At 69.0% G+C, this 15820-nt stretch carries 15 protein-coding genes; 5 read left to right on the forward strand and 10 right to left on the reverse strand.

Translation table 11 applies throughout. The annotated features are described in order from the left end of the window. Positions 1 to 46 precede the first annotated feature (46 nt). Genes cobS through GDR74_RS18280 form a run of 3 tightly spaced genes read left to right on the forward strand, consistent with a single transcriptional unit; the run spans position 47 to position 1812 of the window. Positions 47 to 883: an adenosylcobinamide-GDP ribazoletransferase gene (gene cobS, locus GDR74_RS12900; RefSeq protein ID WP_152586683.1), complete on the forward strand. Its 837-nt coding sequence runs from the start codon at positions 47 to 49 to the stop codon at positions 881 to 883. Positions 884 to 902: 19 nt separating this feature from the next. Further along, positions 903 to 1100, forward strand: a complete 198-nt coding sequence (locus GDR74_RS12905) for a DUF1289 domain-containing protein (protein WP_152586684.1) — start codon at positions 903 to 905, stop codon at positions 1098 to 1100. Position 1101: 1 nt separating this feature from the next. Beyond that, positions 1102 to 1812: a retropepsin-like aspartic protease family protein gene (locus tag GDR74_RS18280; protein WP_210251023.1), complete on the forward strand. Its 711-nt coding sequence runs from the start codon at positions 1102 to 1104 to the stop codon at positions 1810 to 1812. Here the strand turns inward: GDR74_RS18280 and GDR74_RS12915 are convergent. From GDR74_RS12915 to dusA, 4 genes are all read right to left on the reverse strand, one after another. Beyond that, positions 1796 to 2647: a sulfite exporter TauE/SafE family protein gene (locus tag GDR74_RS12915; RefSeq protein WP_152586685.1), complete on the reverse strand. Its 852-nt coding sequence runs from the start codon at positions 2645 to 2647 to the stop codon at positions 1796 to 1798. The genes GDR74_RS18280 and GDR74_RS12915 overlap by 17 nt on opposite strands. A 129-nt stretch (positions 2648 to 2776) precedes the next feature. Beyond that, complete coding sequence (locus GDR74_RS12920; protein WP_152586686.1) at positions 2777 to 3559, reverse strand: ADYC domain-containing protein; 783 nt, start codon at positions 3557 to 3559, stop codon at positions 2777 to 2779. A gap of 204 nt (positions 3560 to 3763) precedes the next feature. Continuing rightward, complete coding sequence (locus GDR74_RS12925) at positions 3764 to 3967, reverse strand: hypothetical protein (protein ID WP_152586687.1); 204 nt, start codon at positions 3965 to 3967, stop codon at positions 3764 to 3766. 235 nt (positions 3968 to 4202) lie between these two features. After that, positions 4203 to 5219, reverse strand: coding sequence for a tRNA dihydrouridine(20/20a) synthase DusA (gene dusA, locus GDR74_RS12930; RefSeq protein WP_152587762.1), 1017 nt, complete (start codon positions 5217 to 5219; stop codon positions 4203 to 4205). A gap of 252 nt (positions 5220 to 5471) precedes the next feature. On the opposite strand from dusA, the gene GDR74_RS12935 reads away from it, so the two are divergent. Then, the gene (locus tag GDR74_RS12935; RefSeq protein WP_246179421.1) at positions 5472 to 5774 is read left to right on the forward strand and encodes a hypothetical protein; all 303 of its coding nucleotides are present in this window, start codon (positions 5472 to 5474) and stop codon (positions 5772 to 5774) included. A 236-nt stretch (positions 5775 to 6010) separates the two neighbouring features. On the opposite strand, the gene GDR74_RS12940 is transcribed toward GDR74_RS12935, so the two are convergent. From GDR74_RS12940 to GDR74_RS12965, 6 genes are all read right to left on the reverse strand, one after another. After that, a complete protein-coding gene (locus GDR74_RS12940) occupies positions 6011 to 6589 on the reverse strand; it encodes an urease accessory protein UreE (RefSeq protein WP_152586688.1) in 579 nt (192 codons plus the stop codon). 47 nt (positions 6590 to 6636) lie between these two features. Further along, a complete protein-coding gene (locus GDR74_RS12945) occupies positions 6637 to 7122 on the reverse strand; it encodes a nucleoside deaminase (protein WP_152586689.1) in 486 nt (161 codons plus the stop codon). 199 nt (positions 7123 to 7321) lie between these two features. Continuing rightward, a complete protein-coding gene (xdhC, locus tag GDR74_RS12950) occupies positions 7322 to 8332 on the reverse strand; it encodes a xanthine dehydrogenase accessory protein XdhC (protein ID WP_152586690.1) in 1011 nt (336 codons plus the stop codon). A gap of 10 nt (positions 8333 to 8342) precedes the next feature. Further along, positions 8343 to 10700: a xanthine dehydrogenase molybdopterin binding subunit gene (gene xdhB / locus GDR74_RS12955; protein WP_246180166.1), complete on the reverse strand. Its 2358-nt coding sequence runs from the start codon at positions 10698 to 10700 to the stop codon at positions 8343 to 8345. A 13-nt stretch (positions 10701 to 10713) separates the two neighbouring features. Continuing rightward, complete coding sequence (gene xdhA, locus GDR74_RS12960; RefSeq protein ID WP_194164533.1) at positions 10714 to 12201, reverse strand: xanthine dehydrogenase small subunit; 1488 nt, start codon at positions 12199 to 12201, stop codon at positions 10714 to 10716. Between the two features lie 112 nt (positions 12202 to 12313). Then, complete coding sequence (locus GDR74_RS12965; RefSeq protein WP_152587765.1) at positions 12314 to 12754, reverse strand: VOC family protein; 441 nt, start codon at positions 12752 to 12754, stop codon at positions 12314 to 12316. 191 nt (positions 12755 to 12945) lie between these two features. Between GDR74_RS12965 and pepN the strand changes: the two genes are divergently transcribed. Next, positions 12946 to 15606 carry an aminopeptidase N gene (pepN, locus tag GDR74_RS12970; protein WP_152586692.1) on the forward strand — a complete coding sequence of 887 codons (2661 nt, stop codon included), beginning with the start codon at positions 12946 to 12948 and terminating at the stop codon, positions 15604 to 15606. Positions 15607 to 15820 lie beyond the last annotated feature (214 nt).

Here is a 15820-nt window from a genome sequence, read left to right on the forward strand (position 1 = left end):
GTGAGGTGGCGTGACCTATAACGGCCAAGCCGTGGAGGGTGAAGCTATGTCCGACCAATTGCAGCAGGCTGATGGCATTCCGCCGGGACCATGTCGGAAAACTTTCTCCGACCTCGCCCGGGCCCTGCGCTTTTATTCCCGTCTCCCCATCCCGGCCCTGCCCTGGGAGGACGATCCTCACGGCCTGCCGGACTTCGGGCGAATCGTCCGCGTCCTGCCCCTCGCGGGCCTCGTGCTCGGCCTCCTGCCCGCCGCCGCGTTCGGCCTGTCCCTCGTCCTCGGGCTCGGCCCCTGGCTCGCCGCGATCCTCTCCGTCGCGACGGCGACGGTCACGACCGGGGCCTTCCACGAGGACGGCCTCGCCGATACCACCGACAGCTTCGGCGGCGCGACCCGGGAGCGCCGCCTCGCCATCATGAAGGACAGCCTGATCGGCTCCTTCGGCACCTCCGCCCTGGTGCTCGGCTTCTCCCTGCGGATCGCGGCGCTGGCGACCCTGGCCGGCCGCACGGACGCCCCCGCGGTCATGGCGGCGATCGTCCTCGTCGCCGCCCTGTCCCGGGTCGCCGGCCTCGTGCCCCTGGTCTTCCTGCCCCCCGCCCGGTCCGACGGCGCCGCGCAGGCCGTCGGCCGCCCGGCGCGGGAGGATTTCTGGCGCGCGGCGGCCCTGGCCGCGGCGCTCGCGCTCCTGCTCGGCCTCTCCGCCGGCCTGCCCGCCTCCGGAATCGCCCTGACAGCGTTTCTCTCTGCGCTCGCCGGGATCGCCCTCGCGGGGGTCGCCAAGCGCCATATCCAGGGGCAGACGGGGGACATCGCCGGCGCGGCCCAGCAGGTCGCCGAGATCGCTGCGCTGATCGGTCTCTTGATTGCGCTCCGCCCGTGACGACATGATGGACAACGACATGACCCGCGCCTCCAGCCCCTGCATCCGCGTCTGCACCCTCGATCCCGAAACAGGTCTCTGCGAGGGCTGCGGCCGCACGCGCGAGGAGATCGGGCGGTGGTACCGCCTCACCGAGGAGGAGCGGCTGCGCATCATGGCGGAGCTGCCCGAGCGGATGCGCCGGGCCTTCGCCCTGGGCGAGAGCGAGCGCGACTGACATGCCGGGAATCCGCGCCCTTGCCGGAGCCCTCCTCGTCGCGGCGCTCCTCGTCGGGATCCTCGGCGAGGCGCCGGTGGCGGGTCTCACGCCCGGCGAGGCGGCGGGCCTCCTCGCGGCGTTCGGGAGCCTGATGCTCATGGCTGCCGCCATCGTCGACGGATTCGCGGCGCACTGGACCCGCGGGGTCGAGGCGGTGGCGTTCAGCGGCGGCCTGCTCCTGGCGGGCCTCGCGAGCTACGCGGCCCGGGACGATCTCCTGATGGTCCTGGACCGCGCCATCGGCGACATCGCCGACGGGCGTGCGGTGGTGACGGACAAGGGCGAGGTGGTGGCGGCCCGCCGCACCGACGGCGGCTTCATCCTCAACGGGCGCGTCAACGGGCGCGAAACCCGCTTCGTCTTCGACACCGGCGCGAGCACCGTGGTCCTGCGGGCGGAGCACGCCGCCGATTTCGGGTTCAAGGAACGGGAGCTGAACTTCTCCATCCCGGTCGCGACCGCCAACGGAGTCGCCCTCGCCGCGCCGGTCACGATCCGCTCGCTCACCGTCGGATCCATCACCGAACACGACGTGCCTGCCCTCGTCACGCGCTCGGGGGCGCTTCATGCCAACCTGCTCGGCATGAGCTTCCTGGAGCGGCTCGCCTCCTACGAGGTGCGTGGCAACCGGCTGATCCTGCGCCCGAAGGAGATCACGACAGCAGGCTGACGAAGAAGCGCAGGCAGACCGTCAGGAGGAAGATGCCGAAGGCGATCTCCAGCTTGCGCTTCGAGAGGCGGTGCGCCAGCCGCGCCCCGACGGGCGCCATCCAGGCGCTGGTGGGGATGAACAGGAGGAAGCCGACCAGGGAGATGTAGCCTAGGGCCAGCGGCGGCTGCAGGGCAACCACGTTCGGGTAGTCCGCCATGTGCGGCCAGCCGGCGTAGATGTAGCCGATAGCGCCGGGAATCGAGATCAGGATGCCGAGCCCGGACGAGGTCGCCACCGCCTGGTGGATCGGGCGGTTGTAAAAGGTCATGAAGAGGTTCGAGAGCTGTCCGCCGCCGATGCCCATGAGGGCCGACAGGACGCCGATGATCCAGCCGTAGACGACCATGACCGGCTTTCCCGGCATCTCGGTGCCGAAGCGCCAAGTGTCCTTGCCGAAGAGGAGACGGATCGCCGAAATCCCCGCCACCACCACGAACACCGTCTTGAAGAGATCGGCCGGCGCGTAGCGCGCGATGACGCTGCCCATGACGACTCCCACGACCACCGGGACCGCCCAGATCCGCAGGATCGTCATGTCGACGGCGCCCTTGGCTTGGTGTGCGCGGAAGGAACGGATCGAGGTGGGGATGATGATGGCGAGCGAGGTGCCGACGCAGAGGGGCATCCGCACCTCCTCCGGCACGCCGACGAAACGGAACAGCTCGTAGAGGATCGGCACCGCCACCGCGCCGCCGCCGACGCCGAACACCCCCGCGAGAAGCCCGGTGACGGCGCCTGCGCCGAGCAGGGCGACGATCAGCCACGAGAGGTCGAAGAGGGAAATGCCGAACATTGGGATCTTCCAAGCGGGGGATGCCGATATGTGACGGAGATCGCCCGCTGGGGCAAGTGCGGCCAAAGTTGCGGCCAAAGGTGCCCTGCCGATTCCGGCTCGCCCCGATCCCGCCGGGCCCGAACGGACTCAGCGTCGGGCGGCCGAGCGGTTGAACAGGAGCGCCCCCGGCTCGTTCCGCATCGCCGCCTCGGTGCAGGAATCCGGCCCCAGGCGCCTCGCAAGGCGGGGATAGCGCTCCGCAAGGGCAGACAGCGAGACGTTCTCGGGGATGCGGGGATGGGCGACGCAGAGCGCGCCATCGGGCCCCCAGGCCGCCTCGAAGGACAGGGTGGGATCCGCCTCCGAGGCCTGGATTCCGAACCGATCGTAGATGTCGATGATGGTGCCGTCCCGCGTCGTCGGGCGGTCGTCGCCGCCGTAATCGGCCCGCAGCAGGTGGATGCAGGCGCGGTGAAGGTCGCGCATGGGAACCCCCTCTCTGACCTCCCAGGGCCTGTAGCCCATGAGGACGCATTTGGCCTCCGCGCCGCTGGTGCAGGTGAAGCCGAAGCCGCCTGCCCCGTCGGGCAGGGGAAGGGCGAGCCGCCGCCCTTTAGGATCGGGCGTGCAGAGGTTCTCCGGCCCCTGCCCCGGCCGCTGGGTCGAAAGGGAGAACAGGGTGACGGGCCGGTCCGGGAGCGAGGCATCCTCCTCGGCGCCGTCGATCCGAACCTCCGCCTCCCCCGCCGGGCCCGCGAGCTTCAGGGTGAGGCCCACGAGCGCTCTGCCCTTGAGGACGCGTCCGTCATCCAGCGAAAGGGATAGGTCGGCTCCATCCATGCTCAGGCGCCCCTCGAGGGCGGCGGCCGCCATGGGAAGCGGGAGAACCGCCAGGGCAAGCAGGAGAACGGTCGGAAGGCGAAGGATCATGACGACCCGGGAATGAAGAGGACACGGGCCCCTCGCCGGCACCGGCAAGGAACGGCCTGTACAGCCCGACCGGATGCCGGGCGGGAACCGTTGCGGGTGTGCGGCGGGAATCGTCAAGGCCGGGACGCCCGTGACTTCCGGCGGAGCGTCCCGGCGCCCAAGGCCTCCCGAGAGGATGGGAGGCTCCGGGTGGCTGTCTGCCGATCACTTCACCGCGACAGCGGAGCCATCCTGCAGCACGATGCCCTGGATCCGCATGGTTCCGGCCCCAAGACCGTTATACGCAAGACCGTTGGCGGCAAGGCCGTTGGCGGCAAGGCCGTTGGCGACGGTAGTGGCTCCCGCCTGCGTTGCAAGCGCTGAGACGATAGCCGCAGCGACGATGGCTGCACTGGTGCGAATGCGCATGTGTTTCTCCTTCATGCGTGAGTGAAGGCCTTGCCGAGGCTCGGCCGTTCAACGTGAGGAGATTTAGTTACAATATAGCATTCGTAAAGCCTAAGTCGGCTGAAAATCCTCTCCGACATTCTCGCGGGGTGCCTCAAGGCACGCAAATAAATCTTAAGTTGTTTCCATTGCCATCGGACAATCCACAACTGAAATTTGGCTGCAGCCGGTCCCGTTGCAAGGAACCGCCCTGGGCTCAGCCTTCCGCCAGCGCGGGCGCCGAGCGGTCCCCGTGGAGACGCTCGGTGGCGCGGGCGACCAAGGCGACCGCTTCCCGGAGCGTCTCCAATCCCGCCCCGGGCTTGACCGCCTCGGTCGCAAGGTGGCGGCGATAGGCGCGGGCACCGGGGCGGCCCGTGAAGAGGCCGAGCATGTGGCGGGTCATGGCCGAAAGGCGTTCTCCCTCCGCAAGCCGGGCGGCCATGTAGGGCTCATAGGCCGCGACCGCCTCGAAGGCATCGGCGACGGGAGGGGTCTCCCCGTAGAGCTCGCGGTCGACGGCGAGCAGGATCTCCGGCTCCTGATAGGCGGCGCGGCCGAGCATGACCCCGTCCACATGCCGCAGATGCCCGTGTACCTCCGCCATGGTCTTGATGCCGCCGTTGATGGCGACCGTCAGGCCGGGACGGGCCTGCTTCAGCCGGTAGACGCGGTCGTAGTCGAGAGGCGGAATGTCCCGGTTCTCCTTGGGCGAAAGCCCCTGGAGCCAGGCCTTGCGGGCATGGACCGTCAGCTCGTCGCAGCCGGCGGCGACCACCGCGTCCGTCAGGCGGTCGAGGGCCTCCTCCGGGTCCTGGTCGTCTACGCCGATCCGGCACTTGACGGTCACCGGCAGCACCACCGCCGCCTTCATGGCGGCCACGCACTCCCCCACCAGGGCGGGTTCGAGCATGAGGCAGGCGCCGAAGCGGCCGTTCTGCACCCGGTCGGAAGGGCACCCCACGTTCAGGTTGATCTCGTCGTAGCCGAAATCGGCGCAGATCCGCGCCGCCCTCGCCAATTCCGCCGGATCGGACCCGCCGAGCTGCACCGCCACCGGATGCTCCGACGGATCGAAGCCGAGCAGCCGCTCCCGCGGGCCGTGGATCACCGCCCCCGTGGTGACCATCTCCGTGTAGAGCCGCGCCCGGCGCGACAGGACGCGGTGGAAGGCCCGGCAGTGCCGGTCCGTCCAGTCCATCATGGGGGCAACGGTGAAGAACTTCTGCGTCATCTCGGACATGGGTTCGGGCAAGCCGGCCGTTCCGGGCTCGTCAGCCGGCCTTTTCCAATATGGCGACGGCAAGCACAAGGAAAATAGGCGCGGGTCGATGTCACAGGACGCAACCCGACCCGCCACGGAAGCATTCCGCAAAAAAGTTCCGGCTTGCGACAGTATAGATCGAACGTCAGGCAAAGCTGGAACCGCAAGCCGAAGCACACGTTCCATGGGTCCCACGCACATCAACGAAAAAGGAGCGCAGACGTGAAGAAGATCGTAGGATTTTCCTGTGCCGCAGCCCTGTTGTTGGCCGTTCCGGCCGCAAGTTATGCGCAGACGACTGGTGCAGGCACCGGCACCAACTCGAACAGCGCAACGCAGTACGCGCCGGGTCAGCAGGACCGGAGCAAGATGACCGGTCCGGGCGCGTCGAGCGCCGCGCCGGGCCAGAAGATGCAGACCGACACGACGGGTTCCGTCACCGGCCCGGGAGCTTCCGGCTACGCGCCCGGCCAGCAGAAGAAGCTGCCGATGGACGAGACAAGCTCTCCCTCGAAACGCAAATAGCGCAGCCGGTATCGAGCGAAGCGACAAGCTCGTCTCGCGGAGGGGGCCGGCCCTCTCCGCGAGAGGCCGATCCATCGGCCTTCGGACGTTCTCCGCAACCACCGCCGCAACCTCGGCACCGAGCGCCGCCTGGGAATCGTATGCGCGGGCGCGATCCGTGAAGGCGACGCCCCCTGCCGGAGAGCAGGGCGGCTCGCATCGTCCTGGACACAACCTCTGGAAAAGCCGCCTTCCGATCAGTGATCGTGCTTGTGGCCGTGATGGTGGTGCCCACACCCGCAGCCGTGGTCATGGCCGTGATCGTGCGCATGACCATGGTCGTGCGCGTGACCGTGGTCGTGATGGCGATGGTGGGCATGGCCGTGGTGGCCGTGATCGTGGTCGCAATGGTGAACGCTCTGCTCCGGCCGGAAGGGGCGCCTCACCGGGGTCGCGACGCAGCCCTGCCCGCGGGCGAGTTCGGCGAGAGCGGGCGTGTTCTCGATGTAGATCGCGTCGGCCGCGATTTCGGCGAGCCCGTGGCTGCTGCCGAGATGCCAGGCGAGCCGCATGAGGCGTAAGGGATTCTCGGCCCGGACCTCCAGAAGATCCTCTTCCGCCGCCTTCACCTGCACGAGGCGCCCGTCCTCGAGGCGCAGGGCGTCGCCGTCGTTGACGGTCGTTTCCATGTCGAGGTCGAGATGGATCTCCGTGCCCGCCTCGCCCCGCAGATGGGCGTGACGGCGCGTGCGGGCGGCGTGATCGAGGACGACGGTGTCCACGACCCGGTCCGGCTTCACGGCGGGCCTGCGGACGATGGTGGTGGCGCTGGGCATGGGCTTTCTCGAAGGCTGAGAGATGGCGGGTAACGGGGAATGGCGGATCAGTAGGCGATCTTGTCCGGCTTCTCCATCCAGGCATCGAAGACGGCTCGGGCCTCCAGGCTCGGTTCGTGATCCATGGGGATGAGGCGCTCGGGGATGGGCTTCGCGATCTCGTCGTAGATCAGGCTGTCGTCGAAGCCGATCGCGGCGGCGTCCTCGCGGGTATTGGCGTAGACGATGCGCGACACCCGGGCCCAGTAGGCCGAAGCCAGACACATGGGGCACGGCTCGCAGCTGGTGTAGAGCGTCGCTCCCTGAAGGGAGAAATCGCCGACGGCCTCGCAGGCCCGGCGGATCGCGACCACTTCGGCATGGGCCGTCGGGTCCTTGGCGGACGTGACCCGGTTCCAGCCCTCGCCGAGGATGCGGCCGTCGCGGACGATCACGGCTCCGAACGGGCCGCCAGCCCCGTTGTTCATGTGCTCCCGCGACAGGGCGATGGCGCGCGCCAGGTAGCGTCGATCTTCGGTCTTGTTCTCGGTCATAGGGTGGTTTTACCGCCTAGGCCGGACGGAAGCGAGGGTTTTCGAAAGCACTGTCACCCGGAGCCCGATCCGTCGTTCCAGGCCCACCTTGCCGTCATTCCGGGACAGCGCGGAGCGCTGGGCCCGGAACCCATGAGCATCAGCCTGCCGGAATCGGGAGGAACGGCAAACGCCGCGCTTTCTTCTGCACCGTCAGCGGTTATGGGTTCCGGGCTCCGCTACGCGGCCCCGGAATGACGGTGGGGCTGCCCCGCAATGTCGGGGGCGTTTCCGCGGCGGCCGGGAGGACCGTTTTTTCCCGCGTCTGGAGCAGCTGCGCCGCGACGGAGGCGGCGATCACCGCCGGCTCCTTTCCCTCGATGCCGGGAACGCCGATGGGGCAGACGAGCGAGCGGATGCGCTCCTCGGTGAGCCCAAGTTCCCGAAACCTCTTTTCGAACCGTGCCCGCTTCGTGGCGCTGCCGATGAGCCCCACGTAAGGAAAGCCCCGCTTCAGGGCGGCGGCCGCGATCGCCATGTCGAGGGGATGATCGTGGGTCATGATCAGGACGAGCGCGTCCGGCGGCGCGGCGGCGATCTCCGCGTCGACATCCTTCAGGAGAACGGGCGTGGCGTGCGCGGGAACGTGCGCGGGAAAGGCGTCCTCCCGCGGGTCGAGCCAGCGCACCGCGAAGGGAAGCGGCGCCAGCGCCAGGACGAGGGCGCGCCCCACATGCCCCGCCCCGAAGAGCAGGATGGGCCTGCGCACCTCTCCGTGAACCTCCCGCCACTGCGTCCAGGCATCGTCGCCGACGGACGAGGAAACCTCCCGCCGGACGCGCCCGGACTCGTCGAACCGGCATTCGGCCGTGAAGAGACCGCCTTCGGCTTCCGCGCCCGCGAGGGCCTCCAGATCCCTGAGGTCGCGCCTGTCGAAGGTCTCGATCAGGATCTTCACCCGCCCGCCGCAGCACTGGCCGAGATCGGGCCCGAGCGCCTGGTCCACGATCCGCGCCGGCCCGCGCCCCTCGTCCAGCATCTCCCGGGCCAGGGCGAGCATCTTCATCTCGAGCTGCCCGCCCCCGATGGTGCCGAAGAACCCGCCGTCCGGGCGCACGACCATGCGGGCATCCGTCTCCCTCGGAGCCGAGCCCTTCACCGCGTGGACGCTGACGAGAGCCGCCCTGCCGTGGGCGCCGACGAGATCGACGAGGCGCCGCCAGGTCCTCACGCCGCGGCCCTCACCCCATCGCCCTTCCCCGCAGGGCCTCACAGGCCCGCAGGATCGCCTCCGGCGTCGCCGGCGCGTCGAGGGGAACGGGCTTCGACGGATCGAGCGCGTGGACCGCGTCCGCGAGCGCGCAGAACATGCTGTTGGCCAGCATGAGCGGCGGCTCGCCCACCGCCTTCGAGCGGTAGACCGTCGCCTCGCGGTTGGCGTTGGGATAGAGCGACACGCGGAAATCGGCGGGGACGTCCGAAGCGACGGGGATCTTGTAGGTGGAGGGCGCATGGGTCAGGAGGCGCCCTTCCCGGTCGAAGACCAGTTCCTCCGTGGTCAGCCATCCCATGCCCTGCACGAAGCCGCCCTCGATCTGGCCGATGTCGATGGCCGGGTTCAGGGAACGCCCCACGTCGTGGAGGATGTCGGCCCGCAGGAGGCGGTTCTCGCCGGTGAGGGTGTCGACGATCACCTCCGCACAGGCCGCCCCGTAGGCGAAGTAGAAGAACGGGCGGCCGGTGGCCTTCTCCCGGTTCCAGGTGATCTTCGGCGTCTTGTAGTGCCCGGCCTCCGACAGGGGAATGCGCGCGAGCACGCATTTCTTCGCGAGTTCCGTGAAGGTGAGGCTCTCGTTGCCGGCGAACACGCGGTCGTCGCGGAACTCGACCTGCTCCGGGCTCACCCCGTAGAGCTCCGCCGCGTGCGCCGCCATGCGCCGCCGGATCGCGCCCGCCGCGATGCGGGCGGCCATGCCATTGAGGTCGGAGCCGGAGGAGGCCGCGGTCGGCGAGGTGTTGGGCACCTTCGCCGTCGTCGTCGCGGTGATCCGCACCCGCTCCATGGAGATGCCGAACTCCTCGGCCACCACCTGCGCCACCTTCACGTAGAGGCCCTGCCCCATTTCGGTGCCGCCGTGGTTCAGGTGCACGGAGCCGTCCTGATAGACGTGCACGAGCGCGCCCGCCTGGTTGAGATGGGTGAGCGTGAAGCTGATGCCGAACTTCACCGGCGTGAGCGCGATCCCCCGCTTCATGACCGGCGAGGAGGCGTTGAACGCCGCGATCTCCTCGCGCCGCGCCCGGTAGGCGGAGGTCTCCTCGAGCCGGCGCACGAGGTTCGTCAGGATGTCGGTTTCCTCCACCTCCATGCCGTAGGGCGTGAGGTTGCGTCCGGGGGCATAGAAGTTGGCGTAGCGCACGTCGAGCGGGTCGCGCCCGGTCGCCCAGGCGATCCGGTCCATGACGTGCTCGATGGCGAGCATCCCCTGCGGCCCGCCGAAGCCGCGGAAGGCCGTGTTGGAAACCGTGTTGGTCTTGAGCCGCTTCGACGCGATGCGCGCGGCCGGTATCCAATAGGCGTTGTCGGCATGGAACATCGCACGGTCGACGACGCCGCCGGACAGGTCCGCGGAATAGCCGCAGCGCGCGAGGAGGTCCACCGCGTAGCCCGCGATCCGGCCCTCCTCGTCGAAGCCCACCCGCCAGTCGCAGCGGAAGTCGTGCCGCTTGCCGGTGAGGACGAAGTCGTCGTCCCGGTCGAGGCGCAGCTTGCAGGGCCGCCCCGTGACGCGCGCGGCGAGCGCCGCCGTCACGGCCCATTGCGTCGCCTGGCTTTCCTTGCCGCCGAAGCCGCCGCCCATGCGGCGCGTCTCGCAGGTCACGTAGGCATCGGGCAGGCCGAGCACGCGCGCCACCACGTGCTGCACCTCGGTGGGATGCTGCGTGGAGGAATAGACGTGGATATCGCCGTCCTCGCCGGGCACGGCGAGCGCCACCTGCCCTTCCAGATAGAAGTGCTCCTGGCCGCCGATGCGGAAACAGCCTTCGAGCCGGCGCGGCGCCTGGGCGATGGCCGCATCCGCATCGCCGCGGCCGAAGGCGTAGTCCGGCATCACCGTCTCGCCGCGCGCCAGCGCATCCTCGACGGTGACGCTCGGCGTCTCCGCCTCGATCTCCACCACCGCGCGGCGTGCGGCGCGGCGCGCCGCCTCGCGGGTCGTGGCGACCACGGCGAACAGGGCCTGGCCGTGGAAGCTCACTTCGGTTTCGGCGAAGAGCGGATCGTCCCCGAAGGCGGGAGAGACGTCGTTCTTTCCCGGAACGTCCCTCGCGGTCAGGACGGCCACCACGCCGGGCTCGGACCGCACCGCCGACAGGTCGAGGGCAACGAGCCTTCCCCGCGCCTTCGGCGACTGGCCGATGGCGATGTGGAGCGTCCCGTCCGGCTCGCGGATGTCGTCGATGTACTGGGCGAGGCCCTGCACGTGCTTGAATCCGGAATCGTGCGGCAGGGGCCGGTGCACATGGCGAAGCGCCTCCGCCTGCCCCTCGCCCTCCCGCAGGGAGGAGATAGGCGATGCGCCGTCCATCTTGATCATCTCGCCCATCGCCCTACTCCGCCGCTTCCATCGCCTCGCGAACGCCGACGATCCGCGTGGCACGGGTCGCGCCGGAGGCCACTTCGCTCAGCGCCTTGAAGAGGAGATTGCGGGCCACCGTCGAGCGATAGGCGGCCGAAGCCCGGTGATCGGTCATCGGCTGATAGTCCCGCCCCAGCGCCGCCATCGCCTCGCCCCAGGAGCCCGGATCGTCGAGGGAGATTCCCGCGAGCGCCCGCTCCGCTTCCGCCGCGCGCTTGGGCGTGCCCGCCATGCCGCCGAAGGCGATCCGCGCCCCCGCGATGCGGCGACCGTCGAGCGTGAAGCGGAAGGCCCCCATCACCGCCGAGATGTCCTCGTCGAACCGCTTCGAGACCTTGAAGGCGCGGAACGCCTGGCCGGGCCCGAGCTTCGGCACCAGCACGCGGCGCACGTATTCGCCCGGCGCCCGGTCCTGCCGCCGGTAGGCAATGAAGAAGCTTTCCAGGGGAAGGGTGCGGGTTGCGCCGCCGCCGCGCAGCTCGAGCGTTGCTCCGAGAGCGATCAGGGCCGGCGCGAGATCGCCGATGGGCGAGCCGTTGGCGATGTTGCCGCCGACGGTGCCAGAGGCGCGGATCTGCGCCGAGCCGAACCGGCGCACGAGTTCGCCGAGATCGGGGTCGATGCGGGCAAGGCTCCGGTGCGCCTCCGCATGGGTCACGGTCGCGCCGAGCGAAAGGAGGTCGGCGCCGTCCTCGATCCGGTCGAGATCCGCCACGCGCCCGAGCCAGATGACCTTGTCGAGGTCCGCCAGGGCCTTGGTGACCCACAGGCCCACGTCCGTGCTGCCGGCCACGAGCGTGGCGTCGGGATGGCGGGCGTAGAGCGCGGCAAGGGAATCCTCGGTCGCCGGCGCGGCGAAGAACCGGGTCTCGTCGCCGACGAACACGTCGCGCCCGTCCGCCATCGCGGCCAGGGCTTCCGCCGTGTCCGCGTCTGCGGCCGAAAACGCATCGGCAGGCGCGCCGTCGCAGGCCCTGAGCGCCGCGTCGACGATGGGGCGGTAGCCCGTGCAGCGGCAGAGATTGCCGGCAAGCGCATCGTTGACGTTCTCGCGGGTCAGCGGGCGCTCGCCCTCGTGATAGAGGGCGAAGAGGCTCATGACGATGCCCGGCGTGCAGAAGCCGCACTGCGAAGCATGGCTCTCCGCCATCGCCGCCTGAACGGGATGCAGCCGGCCACCGGCGGCGAGATCCTCGACCGTCACGACCTCGGCGCCGTCCACCTGGCCGAGCAGGAGAATGCAGGCGTTGACCGGCTCGTAATGCACCCGGCCGCCGCGGAGCCGGCCGAGCGTGACGGTGCAGGCGCCGCAATCCCCCTCGGCGCAGCCCTCCTTGGTTCCGACGTGCCGCTGCTGCAGTCTCAAGTAATCCAGAAGCGTGGTGCGGGGGTGAAATTCGGCAATGTCGACCGGCCGTCCATGCCGCCAAAAGCGGATCGCTTCTCGTCTCACGTTCATCCTCCGCCGGGGAAGCCCGGCTCGCCCATGGTGAGCCGGGTCGCGGGATGGGGCAAGACCCTTTCGGCGGGTCCCGGGCCGGAAGGGCCGTCCCGCCTGCGAACCGCCAGGCTCACCACGTCCCGGTGTTGGGCATGGAGGCCCAGGGCTCCTGCGGAGGCTTCGGCTCCCCGCGCTGGAGGAGCTCGATGGAGATGTTGTCGGGCGTCTTGACGAAGGCCATGTAGCCGTCGCGGGGCGGGCGGTTGATGGTGACGCCCGCCCCCATCAGCCTGCGGCAGGTCTCGTAGATGTCGTCCACCCGATAGGCGAGGTGGCCGAAATTGCGCCCGCCCGAGTACTCGTGCTCATCCCAGTTGTAGGTGAGCTCCAGCAGGGGGGCCTTCGTCTCCTTGGCCTTTTCGACGTCCCCCGGAGCCGCCAGGAAGACCAGGGTGTAGCGCCCCTTCTCGTTCTCGGTGCGGCGGACCTCGACGAGGCCGAACTTGTTGCAGAAGAAGTCGAGGGATTGCTCGAGGTTCGACACGCGAACCATCGTGTGCAGGTATTCCATGGTCGTCTCCTTATCATCGCGCATGAGTGATGGCGCATCCGGATATCGGATCAAGCCCGGCCTGTCGGGGCTGGGGGCGAATCCCATATCTTCAGGAGTCGTTTACCTTTCCCTGCCTTCCTCTGCACTGCCTTGCGGAGCCGAGCGCGGGCCCTAGATGGCAATGAAATTTCATGGCGGCAGGAGATCGCATGCGTCCCGAGGAGTCCCATATCGTCCGGCTGAAGGACTACCGGCCCAGCGACTTCCTCATCGACCGGGTGGAGCTCGACGTGCGGCTCGATCCGCGTGCCACCCGCGTCACGGCCACGTTGAGCCTTCGCCCCAATCCGAAGGGCCGTCCGGACGCGCCGCTCGTCCTCGACGGGGACGAACTCGTCCTCAAGGGCCTGAGCCTCGACGGCCGCGCCCTGCCCGCGGGGGAGTTCGAGGCAGGCCCGCAGGCGCTCACCATCAGCCAGCCGCCGCGGCAGCCCTTCACTCTCACGGTCGAGACCGAGATCGATCCCACCGCCAACACCAAGCTCATGGGGCTCTACCGCTCGGGCGGGAACTACTGTACGCAATGCGAGGCGGACGGCTTCCGCCGCATCACCTATTTCCTCGACCGGCCGGACGTGCTCTCCGTCTACACCACCCGCATCGAGGCCGACCGGGACGAGGCTCCCGTGCTGCTCGGGAACGGCAACCCCGTGGAGCGCGGGGCGGTCGCGGGCACGAACCGCCACTATGCCGTGTGGCACGACCCCTACCCCAAGCCGTCCTACCTCTTCGCGCTCGTCGGCGGAAGGCTCGGCCACGTGGGCAAGACCTTCGTCACCATGAGCGGACGCCCCGTGCGGTTGAAGGTGTACGTGGAGCCGGGCAAGGAGGATCGTGCGGGCTACGCGCTCGACGCGCTCGAGCGCTCCATGCGCTGGGACGAAAAGGTCTTCGGGAGGGAATACGACCTCGACGAGTTCAACATCGTCGCCGTGTCCGACTTCAACATGGGCGCGATGGAGAACAAGGGGCTCAACATCTTCAACGACAAATACGTGCTGGCGAGCCCCGAGACCGCGACCGACGCGGACTACGCCAACATCGAGGCGATCATCGCCCACGAGTACTTCCACAACTGGTCGGGCAACCGGGTCACCTGCCGCGACTGGTTCCAGCTCTGCCTCAAGGAGGGGCTGACCGTCTTCCGCGACCAGGAGTTCTCCTCCGACGAGCGCTCCCGCCCCGTGCACCGCATCGCCGAGGTGAAAACCCTGCGCGCGCGCCAGTTCCCGGAGGATGCGAGCCCCCTCGCCCATCCGGTCCGGCCGCAGCAGTACCGGGAGATCAACAACTTCTACACCGCGACGGTCTACGAGAAGGGCGCCGAGATCGTGCGCATGCTCAAGACGCTGATCGGCGACGAGGACTTCCGGCGCGGGATGGATCTCTACTTCGAGCGCTGCGACGGCACCGCGGCGACCGTCGAGGACTTCCTCGACGCCTTTGCGACGGTGACAGGCCGCGATCTCGGCCATTTCGCGCGCTGGTATGCGCAGGCCGGAACGCCGCGCGTCACGGTCGGCGGCACCTACGACGCTGCGGCGCAGACCTACCGACTCGACTTCGCGCAGTCGACGCCTCCCACGCCCGGCCAGCCGCAGAAGGAGCCCATGGCGATCCCGGTCCGCCTCGGCCTCGTGGCGCGCGACGGAACGGCGCTCCCGGCCCGGTCCGAGCGGGTGAGCCCGCAGGGCGTCTTCCTCTTCGACAAGGCGCAGGACAGCCTCGTCTTCACCGGCGTGACGTCGCCGCCGGTGCCGTCCCTGTTCCGGGATTTCTCCGCCCCGGTGCGCACCTCGCTCGACCTCACGGACGAGGATCTCCTCGTGCTTCTTCGGCACGACACGGATGCGTTCAACCGCTGGCAGGCGGGCCAGACGGTCGCCATGCGCCTCCTCGTCGCTCTCGCGACGGGAGCGGCCGCGCCCGATGGGAACTTCGACGCGCTCGCGCAGGCCCTGCGCGATTTCGTGATCCGCGATGCCGAGCGGGATCCGGCCTTCGCCGCCCTCGTCCTGACCCTGCCGGGGGAGTCCGACGTGGCGCAGGAGATCGGCGCGGACGTGGACCCCGACGCGATTCATCGCGCCCGCCGGGAGCTTCGCCGCATCGTCGCCACCGTCTGCCGGGACGCTCTGGCCGACATCTACGACAGGTTCGCGGAAACGGGACCCTACAGCCCCGATGCGGCGAGCGCCGGCCGCCGCGCCCTGCGCAATGTCTGCCTCGACCTTCTCGCCGCCGCGGATGCGGGCCTGGGCGAGCGGATGGCGAGCGCGCAGTTCGAGGCGGCGAGCAACATGACCGACCGGCTCGCCGCGCTCGGCGTGCTGACGACCCTGCCCGGAGCGGCGAGAGAGGACGCCCTCGCCGCCTTCGGCGAGCGCTACGCAGGCGAACCGCTCGTGCTCGACAAGTGGTTCACGCTGCAGGCTTCGATCCAGGAGGACGGGACGCTCCAGCGCATCCGCAGCCTGATGGAGCATCCCGCCTTCTCCATCGGCAATCCCAACCGCGTGCGGTCGCTGGTCGGCAGCTTCGCCATGCTCAACCCGACTCAGTTCAATCGTCCCGACGGCCAGGGCTACGACTTCGTCGCCGATGTCGTCCTGCGCGTCGATCCACTGAATCCACAGGTCGCGGCGCGCCTGCTCACCGCTTTCGCCACCTGGCGGATCATGGAGGAAGGGCGCCGGAACCGTGCCTGCGAGGCCCTTCGGCGCATTGCGGAAAACGCGAGTCTTTCCCGTGACGTAGCGGATATCGTGCACCGTTCGCTCGAAGATGCGCCGCGCTCGGCAACGCCTTGAGGGAGCTTATGTTTTTGAGGGATCGGAGATTGCCTTCTTCCCTAACGGAATATTAAAAATTTTGTCCTACACAGCCTTTGCACAGCTGGACAAATCACGCGGCGATGATTCTATTGTTAGTGATTCGGAAAGATGCGGCACGTCCTTCCGAATAGGGACAACGAGGGATTCCGGAGGGAAATCGCATGGCGGGGGCGGCGTCCGCGTGCGTACC

Origin of the sequence: Microvirga thermotolerans (assembly GCF_009363855.1) — a bacterium.
Taxonomy (GTDB): domain Bacteria; phylum Pseudomonadota; class Alphaproteobacteria; order Rhizobiales; family Beijerinckiaceae; genus Microvirga; species Microvirga thermotolerans.

Coding starts and splice junctions, on each gene's coding strand:
- GDR74_RS12945 (WP_152586689.1), bottom strand. CDS start 7,122: ATGACCGAGAACAAGACCGAAGATCGACGCTACCTGGCGCGCGCCATC.
- pepN (WP_152586692.1), top strand. CDS start 12,946: ATGCGTCCCGAGGAGTCCCATATCGTCCGGCTGAAGGACTACCGGCCC.
- GDR74_RS12940 (WP_152586688.1), bottom strand. CDS start 6,589: ATGCCCAGCGCCACCACCATCGTCCGCAGGCCCGCCGTGAAGCCGGAC.
- GDR74_RS12925 (WP_152586687.1), bottom strand. CDS start 3,967: ATGCGCATTCGCACCAGTGCAGCCATCGTCGCTGCGGCTATCGTCTCA.
- xdhA (WP_194164533.1), bottom strand. CDS start 12,201: ATGAACGTGAGACGAGAAGCGATCCGCTTTTGGCGGCATGGACGGCCG.
- dusA (WP_152587762.1), bottom strand. CDS start 5,219: ATGACGCAGAAGTTCTTCACCGTTGCCCCCATGATGGACTGGACGGAC.
- xdhB (WP_246180166.1), bottom strand. CDS start 10,700: ATGATCAAGATGGACGGCGCATCGCCTATCTCCTCCCTGCGGGAGGGC.
- cobS (WP_152586683.1), top strand. CDS start 47: ATGTCCGACCAATTGCAGCAGGCTGATGGCATTCCGCCGGGACCATGT.
- GDR74_RS18280 (WP_210251023.1), top strand. CDS start 1,102: ATGCCGGGAATCCGCGCCCTTGCCGGAGCCCTCCTCGTCGCGGCGCTC.
- GDR74_RS12920 (WP_152586686.1), bottom strand. CDS start 3,559: ATGATCCTTCGCCTTCCGACCGTTCTCCTGCTTGCCCTGGCGGTTCTC.
- GDR74_RS12905 (WP_152586684.1), top strand. CDS start 903: ATGACCCGCGCCTCCAGCCCCTGCATCCGCGTCTGCACCCTCGATCCC.
- GDR74_RS12915 (WP_152586685.1), bottom strand. CDS start 2,647: ATGTTCGGCATTTCCCTCTTCGACCTCTCGTGGCTGATCGTCGCCCTG.
- GDR74_RS12965 (WP_152587765.1), bottom strand. CDS start 12,754: ATGGAATACCTGCACACGATGGTTCGCGTGTCGAACCTCGAGCAATCC.